18 protein-coding genes are annotated in these 19,133 nt (G+C 66.3%); 7 read left to right on the top strand and 11 right to left on the bottom strand.

What is annotated here, in order from left to right:
* Window positions 1–255: 255 nt before the first annotated feature.
* The gene (locus tag ACFQ50_RS12435) at window positions 256–1,563 is read right to left on the bottom strand and encodes a LuxR C-terminal-related transcriptional regulator (RefSeq protein ID WP_377995845.1); all 1,308 of its coding nucleotides are present in this window, start codon (window positions 1,561–1,563) and stop codon (window positions 256–258) included.
* 181 nt (window positions 1,564–1,744) lie between these two features.
* Between ACFQ50_RS12435 and tkt the strand changes: the two genes are divergently transcribed.
* The 6 genes from tkt to ACFQ50_RS12405 all read left to right on the top strand — a co-directional run bounded on the left by tkt (window position 1,745) and on the right by ACFQ50_RS12405 (window position 7,963).
* Window positions 1,745–3,868, top strand: a complete 2,124-nt coding sequence (gene tkt, locus ACFQ50_RS12430) for a transketolase (protein ID WP_377995847.1) — start codon at window positions 1,745–1,747, stop codon at window positions 3,866–3,868.
* 22 nt (window positions 3,869–3,890) lie between these two features.
* Window positions 3,891–5,012: a transaldolase gene (tal, locus tag ACFQ50_RS12425; RefSeq protein WP_377995844.1), complete on the top strand. Its 1,122-nt coding sequence runs from the start codon at window positions 3,891–3,893 to the stop codon at window positions 5,010–5,012.
* Window positions 5,013–5,118: 106 nt separating this feature from the next.
* Window positions 5,119–5,838: a ribulose-phosphate 3-epimerase gene (rpe, locus tag ACFQ50_RS12420; RefSeq protein ID WP_377995843.1), complete on the top strand. Its 720-nt coding sequence runs from the start codon at window positions 5,119–5,121 to the stop codon at window positions 5,836–5,838.
* 10 nt (window positions 5,839–5,848) lie between these two features.
* Complete coding sequence (locus ACFQ50_RS12415) at window positions 5,849–6,322, top strand: ribose-5-phosphate isomerase (RefSeq protein ID WP_377995842.1); 474 nt, start codon at window positions 5,849–5,851, stop codon at window positions 6,320–6,322.
* A gap of 1 nt (window position 6,323) precedes the next feature.
* Window positions 6,324–7,343, top strand: a complete 1,020-nt coding sequence (gene fbaA, locus ACFQ50_RS12410; protein WP_377995841.1) for a class II fructose-bisphosphate aldolase — start codon at window positions 6,324–6,326, stop codon at window positions 7,341–7,343.
* 32 nt (window positions 7,344–7,375) lie between these two features.
* Window positions 7,376–7,963 (top strand): ribose-5-phosphate isomerase, encoded by a 588-nt coding sequence (locus ACFQ50_RS12405; protein WP_377995840.1) that lies wholly within the window; start codon window positions 7,376–7,378, stop codon window positions 7,961–7,963.
* On the opposite strand, the gene ACFQ50_RS12400 is transcribed toward ACFQ50_RS12405, so the two are convergent.
* From ACFQ50_RS12400 to ACFQ50_RS12355, 10 genes are all read right to left on the bottom strand, one after another.
* Window positions 7,960–8,193 carry a hypothetical protein gene (locus tag ACFQ50_RS12400; protein ID WP_377995839.1) on the bottom strand — a complete coding sequence of 78 codons (234 nt, stop codon included), beginning with the start codon at window positions 8,191–8,193 and terminating at the stop codon, window positions 7,960–7,962. The genes ACFQ50_RS12405 and ACFQ50_RS12400 overlap by 4 nt on opposite strands.
* 48 nt (window positions 8,194–8,241) lie before the next feature.
* Entirely contained in the window at window positions 8,242–9,003 is a 762-nt protein-coding gene (locus ACFQ50_RS12395) for an SDR family NAD(P)-dependent oxidoreductase (protein ID WP_377995838.1), read from the bottom strand.
* Complete coding sequence (locus ACFQ50_RS12390; protein WP_377995837.1) at window positions 9,000–9,773, bottom strand: SDR family NAD(P)-dependent oxidoreductase; 774 nt, start codon at window positions 9,771–9,773, stop codon at window positions 9,000–9,002. Before ACFQ50_RS12390 ends, ACFQ50_RS12395 begins: the two co-directional genes overlap by 4 nt.
* Complete coding sequence (locus tag ACFQ50_RS12385) at window positions 9,773–11,266, bottom strand: gamma-aminobutyraldehyde dehydrogenase (RefSeq protein WP_377995836.1); 1,494 nt, start codon at window positions 11,264–11,266, stop codon at window positions 9,773–9,775. Before ACFQ50_RS12385 ends, ACFQ50_RS12390 begins: the two co-directional genes overlap by 1 nt.
* 103 nt (window positions 11,267–11,369) lie before the next feature.
* Window positions 11,370–12,446 carry a proline racemase family protein gene (locus tag ACFQ50_RS12380; protein WP_377995835.1) on the bottom strand — a complete coding sequence of 359 codons (1,077 nt, stop codon included), beginning with the start codon at window positions 12,444–12,446 and terminating at the stop codon, window positions 11,370–11,372.
* Complete coding sequence (locus ACFQ50_RS12375) at window positions 12,443–13,357, bottom strand: dihydrodipicolinate synthase family protein (protein ID WP_377995834.1); 915 nt, start codon at window positions 13,355–13,357, stop codon at window positions 12,443–12,445. Before ACFQ50_RS12375 ends, ACFQ50_RS12380 begins: the two co-directional genes overlap by 4 nt.
* A 39-nt stretch (window positions 13,358–13,396) precedes the next feature.
* Window positions 13,397–14,647 carry an NAD(P)/FAD-dependent oxidoreductase gene (locus tag ACFQ50_RS12370; protein ID WP_377995833.1) on the bottom strand — a complete coding sequence of 417 codons (1,251 nt, stop codon included), beginning with the start codon at window positions 14,645–14,647 and terminating at the stop codon, window positions 13,397–13,399.
* Between the two features lie 39 nt (window positions 14,648–14,686).
* On the bottom strand, window positions 14,687–15,553 hold the full coding sequence (locus ACFQ50_RS12365; protein ID WP_377995832.1) for an amino acid ABC transporter ATP-binding protein: 867 nt from the start codon (window positions 15,551–15,553) through the stop codon (window positions 14,687–14,689).
* Window positions 15,550–16,332 (bottom strand): amino acid ABC transporter permease, encoded by a 783-nt coding sequence (locus ACFQ50_RS12360; protein WP_377995831.1) that lies wholly within the window; start codon window positions 16,330–16,332, stop codon window positions 15,550–15,552. Before ACFQ50_RS12360 ends, ACFQ50_RS12365 begins: the two co-directional genes overlap by 4 nt.
* Window positions 16,333–16,387: 55 nt before the next feature.
* Window positions 16,388–17,233: a substrate-binding periplasmic protein gene (locus ACFQ50_RS12355; RefSeq protein WP_377995830.1), complete on the bottom strand. Its 846-nt coding sequence runs from the start codon at window positions 17,231–17,233 to the stop codon at window positions 16,388–16,390.
* 332 nt (window positions 17,234–17,565) lie between these two features.
* Here ACFQ50_RS12355 and ACFQ50_RS12350 point away from each other — a divergent pair, with 332 nt between their 5' ends.
* Window positions 17,566–19,113 carry a DUF222 domain-containing protein gene (locus tag ACFQ50_RS12350; RefSeq protein WP_377995829.1) on the top strand — a complete coding sequence of 516 codons (1,548 nt, stop codon included), beginning with the start codon at window positions 17,566–17,568 and terminating at the stop codon, window positions 19,111–19,113.
* Window positions 19,114–19,133: the final 20 nt, after the last annotated feature.

Raw genomic sequence — 19,133 nt, 5'->3', positions numbered from 1 at the left:
CCTCCTCCTCACCCTCCTCTTCGCAACCGCCGCCCTCACCTTCCTCATCCTCCTCCTCCGCCGCCACACACCAACCACCCACCACCCAAAAACACGCCAACACCACACCCGCACCGAACACGCCCTCGAAGCCCTCAGCGCCACCACCATGGCCCTCATGTTCGCCACCACCACATAACCCCGCACAGAGCAGAACAACAACGGCGGCACCCTTTTGGGTGCCGCCGTTTCGGGTTCCGTCCGGTTCTTACCCCGTTACCGGAGTCCGTGGTTGTGTGCCAGGGCGATGGCCTCAGTGCGTGAGCCGACGTCGAGCTTCTTGAACAGGTTCCGCACATGGAACTTGACCGTATTCTCGCTGATGCCCATCGCCGAGGCGATGGTGCGGTTGCGGTTTCCGGCGGCAAGGTGCTGGAGCACTTCAAGTTCCCGGGCGGCAAGGTTCCATCCGGCGACATCCCCGGCGGGGCGGGTCGGCAGGTCCAGGGGGAGCGAGACGAAGACGTCTGCACCCCAGCCCGGCATGACGTCCATCCGCAGGTGTCCGGTGAGTGCCTGGACCCGGCGGTCCAGGCGGCTGATGCTCGGCGAGTCCGCGGCAAGTGCACCGCGGCCGTCGTCGCGCACGTTGATCAGCAGGTTCTCACCGTCGCAGTCCCACTGCGTCCGGATCCTGCTGACCTCGGGCTGTTCCATCATGGCCAGCACAAGCCCGCGGACCACCGCGCGCGCGGCGTGGGCAACCTCGCCGGGGAGGGCCCGTCCATTCAGCGGCGGTTCGATGAACTCGGCCTCAATGCCGCTGTAGCCGGTGAGCGGCCGCAGGTCCTCCCGCAGGCGTTCAAAGGCTTTGGCCACGGGCTCTTCCACCAGGTCCGTCGTGCGGTCGCTGAGGGTGCGGAGCCGGACCAGAGCCTTGGCGGTGAGGTCTGTGACGGTGGTGCGGGCCACTGCATTGTCCATTGAGGATGAGCGCAGGGCCGCCAGGAGGGTCTCCAGGGTGGTGGAGTGCAGGTCGGTGAGTTCTGCGGTCACGCGGATGCGTTCAGCTGAGGCGGCCCGGGATTCCAGCAGATACGACGGCGGCGCATCGGCCACTTTCTCCTGGATCCGCCGGGCGGCAAGGGTCCACAAATACCTCACCAGGTCCAGCCCGCCGTTGTCCCCGGCCTCGGACGGCTGAGGATCCGTGAGGACGAGGAGGGCCTGGCTGGAGGCGTGCTTCAGCGCGAGCGCGGGCCGGGCCCGGCCGGCAAGTTCGGCTTCCCCGAACCAGGGGGTCTCATCCGAAAGGGTGGCGCGGAGCGTGTCAAGCTCGGCGATGGAAACCCGGGAAATGATATCTTCCGCACCCGCCTTCTTCTGCGGCCGCCCCGTGCAGTCCTCGGTGAAGATGACCAGTGCGCTGCTTCCCAGGTAGGGGAGGGTGGCATCACGCAGCTTCTCCGCTATCTGGGTGAGGGGTGCATCGGCCACGGCTGCCACGGAATGCAGCAGCGGCCACGGCAGGTCTGAAACGGGCTTATTGGACGCCTTCGTTGGCTGGTCTGTGACTGCGCTCATCCGCACAGTTTACCGGCTACCCAGTCCTAAAGTGTAGTAAAAACCGTCAGAAAACAGTGTTACTCCTACCCATTAGTTTCGGAAGCATAGGTGTTAACCGGAAAGCATCCGTTCGGCCGCTGCAGGCCGACGACCGAATCAAAGGGGATTAATCGTGAATCCGACAGTAACCGCGACGTCCATCGCAGACAGCACCACAACACTCGACTGGCAGGCCGAGGACCAGCGGGCAGTGGACACACTCCGCGTTCTGGCCGCCGACGCCGTCGAGAAGGTCGGCAACGGCCACCCCGGCACGGCGATGAGCCTCGCTCCGGCAGCGTACCTTCTGTTCCAGAAGCTGATGCGCCACGACCCGCGTGACCCGGACTGGATCGGCCGTGACCGGTTCATCCTGTCGCCGGGGCACTCCTCGCTGACGCTGTACAGCCAGCTGTTCCTTTCCGGCTACGGCCTGGAACTGAAGGACCTCCAGGAGCTGCGCACGTGGGGTGCACTGACCCCCGGCCACCCGGAATACAAGCACACCGCCGGCGTTGAGATCACCACCGGCCCGCTGGGCCAGGGACTTGCCTCCTCGGTGGGCTTCGCGTACTCCCAGCGCCGCCAGCGCGGCCTGTTCGACGCCGACGCTCCCGCCGGCGAGAGCCCGTTCGACCACACCATCTGGGTCATCGCTTCCGACGGCGACATCCAGGAAGGCGTGACCTCCGAGGCTTCCTCCCTCGCCGGCCACCAGGAACTGGGCAACCTCGTGGTCATCTACGACGAGAACCACATCTCCATCGAGGACGACACCGACATCGCCTTCACCGAGGACGTCCTGAAGCGCTACGAAGCCTACGGCTGGCACACCCAGCGCGTGGACTGGACCGAGTCGGGCGAATACGTCGAAGACGTCCAGGAACTGTACTCCGCGCTCCTGGCGGCGAAGGCCGAGACCTCCAAGCCGTCCATCATCTCGCTGCGCACCATCATCGGCTACCCGGCTCCCAAGAAGCAGAACACCGGCAAAATCCACGGTTCAGCCCTCGGCGCAGACGAAGTCGCAGCCCTGAAGGAAGTCCTCGGCTTCGACCCCGAGAAGTCCTTCGAGGTGGACGAGGACGTGCTGGCACACGCCCGGCGTGTGGTGGACCGCGGCGCGGCTGCCCGGAAGGAATGGGAAGAGTCCTTCTCCGCCTGGCAGTCCGCCAACCCGGAGGGCGCTGCCCTGCTGGAGCGCGTCGAGGCCCGCCAGCTCCCCGCCGGGCTCGACGCCGCCCTGCCGGTTTTCGAAGCAGGCAAGGATGTCTCCACCCGTGCCGCCTCGGGCAAGGTCCTGAACGCCATCGGTCCGGTTATGCCGGAACTCTGGGGCGGCTCGGCCGACCTCGCGGAGTCCAACAACACCACGATCGAGGGCTCGCCGTCGTTCATCCCGGCCTCGCGCTCCACTGAAGCGTGGAAGGGCAACCCGTACGGCCGGGTCCTGCACTTCGGCATCCGTGAGCACGCTGCCGCGTCGATCGTGAACGGCATCAGCCTGCACGGCAAGACCCGCGCGTTCTCCGGCACGTTCCTGATCTTCAGCGACTACCAGAAGCCGGCCATCCGCCTCGGTGCACTCATGGGCGTCCCGTCCATCTACGTGTGGTCGCACGACTCCATCGGCCTCGGCGAAGACGGCCCCACCCACCAGCCGGTGGAACAGCTCTCCACCCTGCGTGCGATTCCGGGCCTGGACGTGGTCCGCCCGGCCGACGCCAACGAGGTTGGCATCGCCTGGAAGACCATCCTGGAGAACAACGAGAACCCGGCCGGCATCGTCCTGACCCGTCAGAACGTCCCCACCTTCGCCCGCGGCGAGGGTACTGCCGAGGGTGACACGTTTGCTTCCCCGGCCGGTGTGGCCAAGGGCGGTTACGTGCTGGCCGAGGCATCCAAGGATGGCAAGACCGTGAGCGCACAGGTCATCCTGATCGCCACCGGTTCGGAAGTCCAGCTGGCTGTCCAGGCCCGCGAAGCACTCCAGGCCGAAGGCATCGCCACCCGCGTGGTGTCCATGCCGTGCGTCGAGTGGTTCAACAAGCAGGACGCCGCCTACCGCGAGGCCGTCCTGCCCGCCGCGGTCAAGGCCCGCGTGTCGGTTGAAGCCGGCCTGTCCCTGGGCTGGAAGGAATTCGTCGGCGACGCCGGCCGGTCCATCAGCCTCGAGCACTACGGCGCATCCGCCGACTACAAGCGCCTGTTCCAGGAGTTCGGCATCACGGCAGAAGCAGTCGCGGCCGCGGCCAAAGACTCCCTCGCCGCCGCAGCCAACTAACTTTCGAAGGAAGAAACAAGCCATGTCCAACGCAACACCCACCGCCCAGCTTTCCGAAGCAGGATTGTCCATCTGGCTGGACGACCTCTCCCGGGAGCGGCTCGCCAGCGGCAGCCTGCAGAAGCTCATCGACCAGAAGAACGTCGTCGGGGTGACCACCAACCCGTCCATCTTCCAGGCCGCCATCACCTCCGGCACGGACTATGACGCCAAGATCGCCGAGCTTGCCGCGCAGGGCGCCGGCGTCGAGGAGACGATCTTCGAAATCACGACGACGGACGTCGCCGACGCCTGCGACCTCTTCGCCCCGATCGCCGCCGCCACCAACGGCGTCGACGGCCGCGTCTCCATCGAGGTGGACCCACGCCTCGCCTGGGACACCGCCGGCACGATCGCCGAAGCGAAGAACCTGTTCAAGAAGGTCGACAAGGACAACGTCCTGATCAAGATCCCGGCCACACTTGAAGGACTGGGGGCCATTACCGCGGTCCTGGCCGAGGGCATCAGCGTCAACGTGACCCTGATCTTCTCGCTGGAACGCTACCGGGCCGTCATCAACGCCTTCCAGGCCGGCCTGGAGCAGGCCCGGGAGAACGGCCACGACCTCTCCAGGATCCACTCCGTCGCATCGTTCTTCGTCTCCCGCGTGGACAGCGAGATCGACAAGCGCCTGGACACGATCGGCACCCCCTCAGCCAAGGCCCTCAAGGGCAAGGCAGGCGTCGCCAACGCCCGCCTGGCTTACCAGGTCTACGAGAAGCTCTTCTCCACCGAGCGCTGGGCAGCCCTGGCCGAAGCCGGCGCCCGCCCGCAGCGGCCCCTCTGGGCCTCGACCGGCGTGAAGGATCCGGCGTACCCGGACACCCTCTACGTCACCGAACTCGTCGCCGCCGGCATCGTCAACACCATGCCGGAGAAGACCCTGGACGCCACGTTCGACCACGGCGTGGTCACGGGCGACACCATCACCGGCACCTATGGGGAAGCCAACCGCGTCCTCAACGCCCTCGAGCACCTCGGCGTCTCCTACAACAACGTCGTCGACCTGCTGGAATCCGAAGGCCTGGACAAGTTCGTGTCCAGCTGGAAGGAACTGCTGGCCGACGTCGAAGGCGCCCTCGCCACCGCACGGAAGGCCTCCTAGCCGCTAGGCCAGCCACCATCCGCTTCGAGGGCGTGGGGACCCAGTGGGGTCCCCACGCCCTCGTCACCCTGATCACCGAAGGCTTGATCACCGAAAGGCAGACATCATGTCCGTTTCACCCCTGAATTGCTGTATCAACCCCAGCATCCTCTCGGCCGACTTCGTCAACCTCGAAGCCGAGCTGGCACGCATCAGCAACGCCGACGCCGTACACGTGGATGTCATGGACAACCACTTCGTGCCGAACCTGACCATCGGCCTGCCCGTTGTGGAACGGATACAAAAGGTCAGCCCCGTGCCGCTTGACGCCCACCTCATGATTTCCAATGCCGACCGCTGGGCGCCCCAGTTCGCTGACGCCGGCCTGAGTTCGGTGACATTCCACGTCGAGGCGTCCGACGCCCCCATCAAACTGGCCCGCGAACTTCGCGCACGCGGGTCCAAAGCAGGCATGGCACTGCGCCCGGCCACGCCCCTGGAACCATACCTGGACATGCTCACCGAACTGGACATGCTGTTGCTCATGACGGTCGAACCGGGCTTTGGCGGCCAGGCCTTCCTGGACGTCGTGCTGCCCAAGATCCGCCGCGCCCGCGCCGCGGTCGAGGGCGCCGGGGTGAACGTAGCCATCCAGGTCGACGGCGGCATCACGGAAGAAACCATCATCCGGGCCGCGGAGGCCGGCGCCAACGTCTTCGTGGCCGGATCGGCCGTGTACGGCAAGCCATCCCCTGAGGACGCCATCGAGTCGCTGCGGGCAAAGGGGCAACTCGCCTTCGGCACAGCAGCGTCGAGCCCCAACAACGTCGTATTCCAGCAAGCCTAAAGGACCACACATGCGCGTTCATATCGCAACCGACCACGCCGGCATGGAGCTCAGCTCCCACCTCATCACGGCGCTGTCAGCCAGCGGCTACGAGATGGTGGACCATGGGCCTGCCGCCTACGACGCCGAGGATGACTACCCGGCATTCTGCATCAACGCCGCGACCGCCGTCGTGGCCGACCAGGCCGCGGGCGTGGACGCTCTGGGGATCGTGCTGGGTGGCTCAGGCAACGGGGAGCAGATCTCCGCGAACAAGGTCAAGGGTGTGCGGGCAGCGCTGGCCTGGAACCTGGACACGGCCGTCCTGGCCCGCCAGCACAACAACGCCAACGTTGTCGCAGTTGGCGGACGCCAGCACACGGTTGAGGAGGCCACCGAACTGATTAAGGCATTCCTGGCCGAGCCATTCACCAACGCCGAACGCCACGAACGCCGCATCGGCAAGATCGCCACCTTTGAGTCCACCGGCGAGGTAGTCGAGTAGCATGCCTATTGCAACCCCCGATACTTATGCCGAGATGATCGATTCCGCCAAGGCGGGCGGCTTCGCGTTTCCGGCGGTCAACGTCACCTCCTCCCAGACCTTGAACGCGGCTCTGCGCGGCTTCGCGGAGGCCGAGTCTGACGGCATCGTGCAGGTTTCCACCGGCGGTGCGGCGTACTGGTCCGGCGCGTCCACGAAGGACATGGTTGCCGGTTCGCTGGGCTTCGCCGCGTTCGCCCGCGAGGTGGCCAAGAACTACGGCGTCAACATCGCCCTGCACACCGACCACTGCCCGAAGGACAAGCTGGACGGTTTCGTGCTGCCGCTGCTGGCCGCCTCGGAGGCCGAGGTCAAGGCCGGCCGGAACCCGCTGTTCAACTCGCACATGTGGGACGGCTCGGCCGAGACGCTGGGCGAGAACCTGCGGATCGCCCGTGAACTGCTGGCACGCACCGCCGCGGCGAAGATGATCCTCGAGGTCGAGATCGGCACGGTCGGCGGCGAGGAAGACGGCGTCGAGCACGAGATCAACGAGAAGCTCTACACCACCGTCGATGACGCCCTGGCCACGATCGACGCCCTGGGCGCCGGCGAGAACGGCCGCTACATCACGGCCCTGACGTTCGGGAACGTGCACGGGGTGTACAAGCCGGGCGGGGTGAAGCTGCGCCCTGAGATCCTGAAGGACATCCAGGCCCAGGTGGGCGCGAAGATCGGCAAGGAGAACCCGTTCGACCTGGTGTTCCATGGCGGTTCGGGTTCCTCGGACCAGGAGATCGCGGACGCGGTGTCCTACGGCACCATCAAGATGAACATCGACACGGACACCCAGTACGCGTACACCCGTCCGGTGGTGGACCACATGTTCCGCAACTACGACGGCGTCCTGAAGGTCGACGGCGAGGTCGGCAACAAGAAGACGTACGATCCCCGCGTCTGGGGCGCCTCCGCCGAAGCCGGCCTCGCCGCCCGGATCGTGGAAGCAACCCAGCAGCTCGGCTCCGCAGGAAAGACCCTGTAACTGTCGGACCAGAACACCTTGAAAGCGATCACATGAGCACTGCACCATCATCAATCAATGGGCGCGAAGCCGGGCCTGCCTATCGGGTCCACATAGGCACCGATCACGCAGGCCTCGATTTGAGCCGGACACTGCAACAGGAACTCACCAGCCTGGGGTTTGACGTGGTGGACCACGGGCCCAGCGAGTACGACGCGCAGGATGACTACCCGGCATTCTGCATCAGCGCGGCCGAGGGCGTCGCCCTCGACCTCCACAACAACCGGCCAAGCCTTGGAATCGTCATCGGCGGCTCGGGCAACGGCGAACAGATCGCCGCGAACAAGGTCAGGGGGATTCGCGCCGCGTTGGTCTGGAACGAGTCAACTGCACGCCTGGCCCGGCAGCACAACGACGCGAACGTCATCGCCCTCGGCGCCCGCGAACACACGCCGGAGGAATGCCTCAAACTCGCTGTCTTCTTCCTCCAGGAGCCCTTCACGCAGGACTCACGGCACAGGCGGCGCATCGCGCAGATCGCCGACTACGAAACCTGCCTCACACCCCTGGCATGCGAGGCCAGCCGAAGGGACGCACTGGCACGGATGGACCGCAACGCCGGAGCCCAGAACGCGATTTAGCTGGCCGATACCCGGTAGTGAAACCCCAGCCGCTCTTCACAGGCCCAGGCTTCGTAGGACGCCGCCTTCTCGAAAAGGCGGCGTCCTTCTATCGTTGAGCGGATCCATAGGATCCCGCCGTCGTCCGTGACGTCGTCGACCATCCCGTTGCAGACGGGAACGCCATGCGCGCGAATCTCCACGCTGGCGCCGCTAAGGAGGCCCCAGTCGTCAATGCGCCGAAGGTCCATGCCGGTACTCCGGTTGTAGGAAAGGTTGGAAGAGAACGACGACGGCGGTCACCGCACGTAGTCGGCTCCCGTGATGTCGATGGTCGCTCCGGTCGTGTGGCGGGAGCGGCCCGACGCCAGGAAGGTGATCACCTCGGCGACGTCCTCCGGCGGGGTGACCTCGCCCAGCGGCAGGCCGCTGAGCATGGGATCGTCGGGGGAGATGTGCGCGGAGATGTCCGTCGCCACCCAGCCCGGCGCAACGGCGAAGGCGAGGATGTTCTCCCGGCCGTAGCCGCGGGCAATGCCTTTGGTGAGGGCGAGCAGCCCGCCCTTGGCGGCGCCGTAGGCGAGGTGTTCGGCGTCGTCGCCGCGGTGCGATGAGCGGCTGGCGACGTTCACGATGATGCCCCCGCCCCGTTTCCGGAACCCGAGGATGGCTTCGCGGCAGAGGTCGGCGGGGGCCAGCAGGTTCAGCTCATAATTCGCCTGCCAGCCTTGCTGCCAGGTGCCGCCGTCCTCGATCTCGGATGCCAGCCACGCCCCGGCGTTGTTGACCAGGACGTCGATGCCGCCGCGCCACTCAGCGGCCTCGGCCCAGACCCTGCGCCGCGCGTCGGGGTCACTAAGGTCGCCCTGCACCAGCTTCACGCGCGCGCCGAGCCGGTCAGCTGTTGCCTGGGCAGAGTCCTTGTCGTTGCCGTAGTGGAGGACCACGTGGCCACCCTCCCGGTGCATCGCCTCGACGGTGGCGCGGCCGATGCCACGGGACCCGCCGGTGACGAGGACAGTCTTCCCGGCCAGCATCCCTGCGCCGGTAAACACGCTCACGCCACGGCCTGCGCGCCGGTGATCTCGATGACAGAGCCGCAGATGTACGGCGCCTCGTCCGAGGCGAGGAAGGCCACGAGCGCGGCGACTTCCTCGGGCTTGCCGATGCGCCCGAAGGGCACGAGTGCGTCCAGGTCGGCCACCGTGCGGCCGTTGCGGGTCAGACCGGATTCGAGCATGGGCGTGTGCACCTCGCCGGGGGCGACGGCGTTGACCCGGATGTTGTTCGGGGCGTAGTCGCGGGCCAGGTTCTTGGTGAAGGCCACGACGGCAGCCTTGGACACGTTGTAGGCGATGTGTGCCGGTGCGGGGTAGAGGCCCCACTGCGATGCGGTGTTCACGATGGCGCCGCCGCCGGCTTCGATCATGTGGGGGAGGACAGCCCGGCACAGGTGGAAGAGCGAGTCGACGTTCACGGCGAAGGAGAGGTCCCAGTCGTTCTCCGTGAGTGAAAGAAGGTCCCCGCGCCGGTTGACGCCGGCGTTGTTGACCAGGACGTCGAGCCGGCCGCGGGCTTCGATGATCTTCTGTACGGCAGCTTTCGAGGCCTCGGGGTCGAGGAGGTCAAAGACCAGCGGCTCCGCGGAAAGGCCTTCGGCCACGAGGGCGTCGGCCACGTCTTTGGCGGCGCCCTCATTGACATCGCAGACGAAAACATGGGCGCCTTCGGCGGCCAGGCGGCGGCCGATGGCCGAGCCGATGCCTCCGCCTGCCCCGGTGACCAGTGCGGTCTTGCCGTCAAAGCGTCCGGTGAGTGCCGCCGTCGTCATTAGTTCTGTCCTTCCAAAGTGAAGATGGTGCGGTGCCAGTCTTTGGCTTTTTCACCCGTGAGGTCGAACATGACGTGCTTGACCACGGTGTATTCATCCAAAGAGTACGTCGACATGTCTTTGCCGAAGCCGGACTGCTTCAAGCCGCCGTGGGGCATTTCGCTGATGATCGGGATGTGGTCGTTGACCCAGACTGCTCCCGCGCGGATTTCGCGGGTGGCGCGCAGGGCACGGTAGACGTCCTTGGTCCAGGCGGAGGCGGCGAGGCCGTAGGGGGTGTCGTTGGCCAGGGCGATGGCTTCGTCGTCGGTGTCGAACGGGGTGACGGCCAGGACGGGGCCGAAGACCTCGTCGCGGAAGATTTCGCTGTCCGGGGTGGCGTCGGCCACGAGGGTGGGCCGGTAGTAGGAACCGTCGGCTAGCTCGCCGTCGTGCTCCCTGTCGGGGATTCCGCCGCCGATGACGCGGGCGTAGCCGCGGGCCCGTTCGACCATTCCCGCCACGGTTTCCTGGTGCTTGCGGGAGACGAGCGGGCCGAGGTCGGTGGCGGGATCTGACGTGGCGCCGAGTTTCACCTTGGCGTAGAGGTCCGCGACACCTGCGATGAATTCCTCGTAGACGGAGCGGTGCACGATGGCGCGGGTTGCGGCGGTGCAGTCCTGGCCGGTGTTGATCAGGGACCCGGCGACGGCGCCGTGGATGGCGGCTTCGAGGTCGGCGTCATCGAAGACGACGAAGGGTGCCTTGCCGCCGAGTTCGAGGTGCAGGCGCTTGGCGGTGGTGGCGGCGGCTTCCAGGACTGTGCGGCCCACGACGGTGGAGCCGGTGAAGGAGAGCATGTCCACGTCGGGGTGGCGGAGGAGTTCGGCTCCGACGGTGGAGCCGCGGCCGGTGATGACGTTGATGACGCCGTCCGGTACGCCGGCTTCGGTGGCGACCTGGGCGAACAGCAGGGTGGTGAGCGGGGTGATTTCGGCGGGTTTGAGGACGATGGTGTTGCCGGCGGCGATGGCGGGCAGGATCTTCCACGCGGCCATCTGCAGGGGGTAGTTCCAGGGTGAGATGGAGCCGATGACGCCGATCGCCTCACGGCGGATGGAGGAGGTGTGGCCGGGGGAGTATTCGCCGGTGGCTTTGCCTTCGAGGTTGCGGGCGGCTCCGGCGAAGAAGGCGATGTTGTCAATGGTGCCGGGGACGTCGAATTCGCGGGTGAGGCGGATCGGTTTGCCGGCCTGGCGGGACTCGAGCTGGGCGAATTCCTCGGCGCGCTCTTCCATGAGCGCGGCGAACCTGGTGAGGACGGCCGAGCGTTCGGCCGGGGTGGCCCGGGACCAGGCCGGGAACGCGTCTTTGGCGGCCTGGACGGCGAGATTGACGTCGTCGCTGCCGGCGAGGGTGATGGTGTCCACGGTGGTTCCGTTGGACGGATCGATGACGTCCACGGTTTGTCCGGTGGTGCCGTCGACGAGCTTGCCGTTAATGAACTGGCTCACAACTCCTGCTTTCAGTTGTTTCGAAGATTTTGGTGCGCGAGGTGGCACTTGACGGCAATGTTGCGGGCGGACACTGCCATGAAATGCCATCTCGCGGGGGAGATTACGAACCCGGTGCCCAGATGTCGCCCACGGTGTAGCCGGCGGGGAAGGGGTCGGTGGGGTCCAGGACCCATTGCCCGCCGCCGGTGACCCAGCCCCGGCCCGTGACGGTGGGGAGGACCGCGTCCCGGCCGCCCACCGTGGTCGTGCCGGTGAGGCGGCCGATGAATTCGCTGCCGATGATGCTGTGGTGGGAGAAGTCTTCCCCGATCCCGAGCTGGCCGCGGGCGTGCAGCGCGGCCATCCGGGCGGACGTGCCGGTGCCGCAGGGGGAGCGGTCCAGCGCGCCGGTCCAAGTGGCGGGGTCGGACGGGACGAGCTTGCCGTTGGAGAGGACCACGGTGTTGCGGTCCTGCCGGCCGGGCACTCGGTCGCCGGTGTGCAGCATGACCAGGTTGACGCCGGCGATGAGCGGGTTCTCCGGGTGGCTGACCTGGATCTGCTCCAGCGCGGCCATCTTGATCAGCGCGCCGGCGCGGGCGAGTTCCTTGCCGTTGTCCGGGTGCAGGTCCAGCCCGACGTCGGCGGCCCGCGCCTGGGCGAAGAACTGGCCGCCGAACACGACGTCGACGGGAACCGTTCCGAGTTCGGGCACCCGGAGCGGAACGTCCAGTTCGACGACGAACGCCGGGACGTTCACGACCGTGACCGAGAGGACCTTGCCCTCATGCATCTTCGCGACCGCCTGCACGGTCCCGACCGCGGTGTCGATGGTGACCACTGTTTCCGGTCCGCGGACGGGGACGATGCCGGCCTCCAGCACCGCGGTGACGGCGCAGATGGTGTTGGACCCGGACATGGGGGTGAATCCGCCCTGTTCCAGGACGACGATGCCGAAATCGGAGCCTTCGTTCACGGCGGGCAGGATGATCACTGCGCAGAGGCCCGGGTAGCCGCGCGGCTCATGGAGCATGAGCCGGCGCAGCCAGTCCAGGTTTTCCTTGCAGTACTGCAGCCGCTCCACCATGGTGTCGCCCCGGACGAGGCCGGCGGCGTTGGTCAGGATCCGCCCGGGCTCGCCTTCCGCGTGGACCTCGATGGCGTCGAGGGCGAGCCTGCCGGTGGAGCGGGTGCTCATGCTGCTACTGCCGGGAGGACGCCGGCGTTCTGCAGGATGCCGGCGAAGCGTTCGCGCTCTTCGGCGGGCAGGGGAAGGATGGGCAGGCGGGCAGGTCCGACGGGCTGGCCGATGAGTTCCAGGCCTGCCTTGATGCCGGCGACATAGTTGACGGACTCGAGGAAGTCGCTGATGGCCCAGAGGTGCTTCCACAGTTCGCGGGCGCGGTCCAGGTCCTTCTGCTCGGCGAGGGCTTCCCAGAATTCGACGGCGAGTTCGGGCACCACGCCGGCGGTGCCCCAGACGGAGGCTTCGGCGCCGGAGGCGATGCCGAAGAACGTCAGGGTGTCCCAGCCGTTGAACGCTTTGATGCTGTCGGTGCGGGCGGCGAGGAGCTCGGCCAGGGCGATGGCGTCGTCGGAGGTGTTCTTGATGTAGTCCACGCCGTCGATGTCGCCCAGTTCGGCGAGTTCGGCGGCGGTGAGGCGGACTCCGGTGACGCCGGGGATGTTGTAGTACATCACCGGGATGGAGATGGAACCGGCCACCGCGGAGAGGAACGCCTTGAGGGTGGTGAGGTCCAGCGGGTCGTAGAACGGCGGGACGAGCATGATCGCGTCGGCCCCGACGGTTTCTGCGTGCTGGGCCAGGTCGATGGCGGCCTGCGTGGAGAGTGCGCCGATGCCTGCGACGACGGGGATGCGTCCGTCGGCGCCCTTGACATAGAGCTCGATCACGCGGCGGTACTCGTCAGCGGAGAGCGTGGTGAATTCACCGGTGGAGCCCGTGGGAACGAGTCCGTGGATGCCGGCCGAGACCAGGCGTTCCACCTGGTGCGCCAGCGCTGCTTCGTCGATGGCGGCCCCGTCCTCGGTGAACGGGGTGGTGACTGCTGCCAGGATGCCGCGGAGGTCCTTCTTGGTGCGTGACATGTTGTTCCTTTCGGGAAATTTTTTAGGTTTGGGGAGGCTTTAGGCCGCGTGGGTGCGGGGGAGGAAGCGTGCTGACGTGAAGGGCAGCAGGGCGGGGTTCTTCTTGCCCTGCAGGATGAGGTTGGTCAGGGCTGCGGCGCTGCCCGGGGCGAGGGTGACGCCGAGCATGCCGTGGCCGGTGGAGACGTAGGTGTTGGCCAGGCTGCCGAGCGCTCCGATGACGGGCATCCCGTCAGGGGTCATGGGGCGGATGCCGGCCCTTGGTGTCACCGGTTCCGTGGGCGGTTCCCAGCTCCTGAAGTAGGTGCGCGGTGCCCGCAGGATCGCATCGATGCGGACCTGGTTGATCTTCTCGTCCAGGCCGCCGAACTCCATGGTTCCGGCCAGCCGCAGCCGGGCGTTGAACGGGGTCACGGCCACCTTCGCATCGGAGAGGTTCACCGCGCCCTTGAGGCCGTAGGCGGGGACTTCGAGGCTGTAGCCCTTGCCCGGACGTACCGGGATGGGTGCCTTGAACAGTTTGGAGAGCGGCCCGGTCCAGGCGCCGGCGGCGAGAACGAACCGGTCGCCGTCGAACTTTTGCTCACCGCTGTGCACAGCGGTGACCGCGTTTCCGCGGAACGTGACCCGGTCGATGGGGGAGTTCTCGACGATCTGCACGCCCATCTCCACCAGCCGCTTGTGCAGGGCGGTGACCATGGCGCCCGGATCGACGTGCCGTTCCTGCGGGAAGTAGATGCCGCCGTAGACGGCGTCGGTGAGCAGCGGTTCGTGGTTGCGGACGTCGTCGCCCACCAGAACCTGCGGGTCCAGGTCGAAGGACTTGGGCAGGTCCAGGTTGTCCAGGTGGTGTTCGAGGTTTTCCTTCTGCGTGAAGGCCATCAGCAGGCCCTCGCTGTGCATTTCGAAGTCCATGCCGTCGGCACGGTACTCGTCGAAGGTCTCGATGGTGTGCTGCGCCAGGCGCAGGTGCCCCTCGAAGCCGGCGCGCTGGTCCTGGAAGTTGGACCGCCGCCACATGTTGAACATGAACTTCAAAAAGTCCGGCTGTACGGATGGCTTGATGTAGAGCGGGCTGTCCGGCCGCAGCATCCACTTCAGGGACTGAAGAACGACGCCGGGACCCGGCACGGGTGCCGCCTCCGCCGGGACGATCCACCCGGCATTGACCTCGGACGCGCCCAGGCCCGTGGCCCGGGCATCGATGACGGTGACGGTCTCGCCCTCCCGGGCGAGGTGGTAAGCCTGCGTCAGGCCGATAACGCCGCCGCCGATTACAACGGTATGCACTGTGATTCCTTTCTTGGTCCGCTTTTTAACCCAGCCAGGCTAGAAACGGACGGCGTCCACGAACTTCTTGAGGTCTTCGTTGTCACACTTGTCGAATGCGGCTTCCGGGGTGGCGTTGACGGCGATTTCACCGTTGTGGAAGAACACCACGCGGTCGGCGGCCTTGGAGGCAAACGCCATGTCATGGGTCACGAGCGCCACCGCAATGCCGTCCTCCTCCTTCAACCGGCGCAGCACATCCAGGACTTCGGCCGCGACGGGCGGGTCAAGGGCAGAGGTGATCTCGTCGCACAGCAGGAGTTTGGGCTTCATCATCAGGGCCCGGGCGATGGCGACGCGCTGCCGTTCACCGCCGGAAAGCTGGGTGGGCTTGCTGAGGATGTGGTGTGCCATGCCCACCTCGGCCAGCGCCGCTTCGGCCCGGTCCCGGGATTCCTTTGCTCCGGTCCCGCGGACCTTGCGCGGTGCCAGGACCAGGTTGTCCAGCACATTCATGTGCGGCCACAGCGTGTAGGTCTGGAAGACCATGCCGACTTCCGAGCGGACGCTGTCCCACTCCTTGGTGCGTTGCTGTTCGGTGAACACGGTCTTGCCGTCGACGACGATGTGGCCCTCGTCGGGGTCGGTGAGGCCGGCGAGGGCGCGCAGCAGGGTGGACTTGCCGGAGCCGGACTTGCCGATGATGACGGTAATGTCGCCCTTGTTCATCTCGAAGTCCACATTTTTGAGGATCTGCCGGGGGCCGAAGCTCTTCTGGAGGCCGCGGGCCTCCACCAGGACCTGCCCGCAGCCGGCGCGGCCTGCGGTCTGCTCCAGAGTTGTCACCGGGGTGCCCTTCTGTTCGCTTCCATCATTGTCCTTCTGCTGGCGGCTGGAAAGCTGCGTGCCGGGTGCGGAGTGGCTCATGCCGGCACCGCCGTCCGGTCGTCTGTAGTCCGCGGTTCTGCGGCCCGGGAGCCGGGCGTCCGGGAGCCCGGCATCATGCGTGAGACGAGTTTCCGGGGCGGCGGGGCGCCCATGCCGGAGCTGTTCTGCATTCGGCGTTCCAGTGCGCTGGTTGCCAGGGATACCGGGAAGGCGATCGCGAAGTAGACGAAGGCCGCCAGCGTGAAGACTTCCAGGGACCGGTACGTCTGCGAGGAGATGGTGTTGGAGATGAACATCAGGTCCGCGACGGCGATGGTGGAGACGAGCGCCGTGTCCTTGAACAGTGAGATGTTCAGCGAGAGGATCACCGGCAGCTGCTGGCGCAGGGCCTGGGGAACGATGATGTAGCGCAGCTGCTGGAAGCGGCTCAGCTGCAGCATCCGCCCGGCCTCGACCTGTTCCACGGGCACCGACTGGAATCCACTGCGGTAGGCCTCGGCCATGAAGGCCGTGAGATTGGCCGTCAGTGCGATGACTGCCGAGACCTCGCCGGGAAGGGTGACGCCGGTCAGCGCCGGCATGGCGTAGAAGATCCAGAACAGCTGGACCAGCAGCGGCGTGCAGCGGAAGATCTCGATGTAGGCCTGGGCGGCCCAGCGGATGACCTCGATTTTGGACATGCGTCCCACGGCCACGGGGACGGCGAGGACCATGCTGATGACGACGGTGATGAGGGTGATCTGGAGGGTGATTCCAAGGCCCTGCATCATTGCAGGCACTGCCCGGGCAACCACGTCCCAGTCGAAGTTGTAGTTCATGATGTCTTGGCTCCTTGCCGGGTGACTTCTTGCCAGATCATTTCTTGGCAGGTCACTACTTCTTCAGGTCGCCGAGGTTGTCCACCTCGAAGTAGTTGACCTTGGTGTAGGCCTGGGCGAGCTTGCCGCTCTTCTGTGCACGCTCGATGGCGATGTTGACGATCTGCATCGAGCGGGCGTCGACGCCGGCTGGCACACCGTACGCGGCGGTGCCCGAGTAGATCTCCGGATCCGGGACGACGATCTTCAGCGTCTTGTCTGCCTGGGCCTGCGATTCAGCGGTGGGAAGGTCCGTGAATTCGGCGACCGCGCGGCCGGCCTGGATGGCGGAGATGGCGTTCGAGTAGGAATCCATGGGCATGATCTTGGACGTCAGGCCCTTCAACGTGGCTTCCGGAGCTGCGCCCTGGGCGGTAGCGATCTGGCCGCCGCTCTGGATGATCTGGTCAGAGGTGGTGTGTGGCGAGGTGGCCTTCACCACGAACACGCCGGGGTACTCGTAGACGGGGTTCGTGAAGGAGATCGCCAGTGACCGCTCCACGGTGTAATCGAGGTTTGCTGCGAAGTCGTAGCGGTTGGCCTGCAGGCCGGCCACGATGTTCTTCCATTCCGCGGCAACAGGCACCAGCTTCACGCCGAGCTGCTTGGCCAGTTCCTCCAGCGGAATGAGGTTGGGTCCGCCCAGTGTGCCGTCGGCCTGCTGGACGGTCATGGGCGGAGCGATGGCAACGCCGACGCGGAGTTCGCCGCGCTTCTTGATTTCCTCGATGAACGTGCCCTGCGCCGAGCCGGTGGAAGCGGCGGCGCTGTTGCCGCGGAAGCCGCTGCCGAAGAAGCCTGCGGTTGCGGACAGTACGGCGATGTCGAGGACAGCAAGGACGATCTTGCTTGTTTTGGTCATTGTCTAAACCCTCTTTACGGGAATGGGGTTACCGGGCTGGCGGCGGCATCAAGGGGCCGTCCGCAGCTCGAAGGAATTTTTGTGGCCGGCGGCGGTGGGCTGCCGGTCGGGGAGGTGAGGGGCGGCGTGAGTTCCGGGCCGCCGTCGTGGTTTGGTTGTTTTATTGTCAAACAATCTGCGTGCTGGTTCAACAGTAGCGCTGTGACCCCGGCCACGTCCAGTACTTTTTTCGCGGGCCCTGAACCCGCAGCATTAAATGTCAGACCCTCCCCCTAGCCTGAAAGTGTCCGGTAGGAAGAAGTGCCGGCACTTCTTCCGGGAGGGGGAGAGGCGTGGAGGTCCAGGCATTCGTCACCGACGATGAGACGTGGATTCCGGCTGTCGACTTCACGGACCGGGAGGATTCACTGCTCGCCGGCACCGTGAGCGTTCCGCTCGCCTCCTTCCTCACCGCCGACGAAGCACTCGGCGTGGTGGAGTCGACCGACCGGCTCATCGCCTGGGCAACGGGCGTGAAAATGGGGGCCCTGGCGCGGGTCGAAGAAGCGATTGGCGAGGAATCGCCCCGGCGGCAAGAGAACCAGCCGGTACGGTTCGGTGGGGACGAAACGCATGCGCTTGCTGTCACGGAGGTGTCCACCGCCTGTGCCCTCTCGGAAGGCACGGCCGCGCGTTTCCTGAACGACGCAGCGGATCTGACCACGGCCCAGTGGGAGGTCCTTGAGGCGGTCCAGGCAGGCGAGATTACCGAAGCGCACGCCCGGGTTATCCTCGATCAGGCCCGCTCCCTCCCCGCAGAGCAGGCCGAAAAATTCGCTACGGTTGCCCTGCGGCGAACGCGGACACGGCAAGGCCGCCGCCGCACAACGTCCGAATTCCGCGCATGCCTGCGTCGGCTGCGGGAGAGCCTGCACCCCGAGAGCCTCGCGGCCCGTAAAGAGGCTGCCCAGCGTGAGCGCGGCGTTTGGTTCTCGGCCGAGCCGGACGGCATGTGCACGCTCTCCGCCTTCCTCACTGCGGACGTCGGGATGGCCATTTTCAATGGGCTCGACCGCGATGCGCGGCAGGCCAGCGTGCGGGCTGCAGAGCTCAGGGGCCTTCCCGGGCCGCGCCCTGATGCTGAACCCGGCACACTGTCGGAGCTCCGCGCTGATGCGCTGGCCTACCGCCTTTTTGGTGGGTCTGACGGGCTCTTGGGCGGATCCGGCGAGCTTCCAAACGGATCTGACGAGTCGGGAACCGGGGCATTTCGCGCCCAGGTCGTGCTGACCATTCCCGTCGGTTCCGTCCTTGCCGGCAACTTCGTTCCCGGTGACGGTGCTGTTCCCGGTGGCGGTGCCGAATCCGCCGACGCGGCCGTCGCTGCTGTCCTCGAATCGGCCCGTCTTGAATCGGCTGGATTTGAAGCGGCCGAATTCGGAATGGCGGAACTCGAAGGGTACGGCCCCATTGACGCTGCCACGGCCTGGCGCCTGGCGGCCTTGGCGCCCACATGGCAAACGCTCTTCACGGACTTCACCACCGGCCAGGCCTTGGGCGTTGGGCGTGCGTCCTATCGCCCGCCGAAGGCGCTGCGCCGGTATCTGCATTGCCGTGACGGGACCTGTCGGTTCCCGGGGTGCACCCGGCGGGCCGCCGCCTGCGAACCCGACCACACGATCGAGTGGCAGGACGGTGGCACCACCGACGCCGGCAACATGGCAATGCTCTGCCGAAGGCACCACGCGCTGAAGTCCATCGGCGCCTGGGGCTACCGGCAGTCGTCGCCAGCCGGAGACCTTGAATGGCATTCACCCCTGGGCCGGAATTACACGACTGAAGCTGCGAACGTTGGCAGTGCTGTCTACCCGCTCCAGCAGCCAGAACCACCGCCGTTCTAGGTGACGGCGGTTCTGAGTTG

The sequence above is a fragment of the Arthrobacter sp. NPDC056493 genome (assembly GCF_042795115.1).
In the GTDB taxonomy this organism is placed as follows: Bacteria; Actinomycetota; Actinomycetes; order Actinomycetales; family Micrococcaceae; genus Arthrobacter.
Note: the sequence above shows the minus strand (reverse complement) of the source record. Positions and strands in the feature narration are given on the sequence as shown.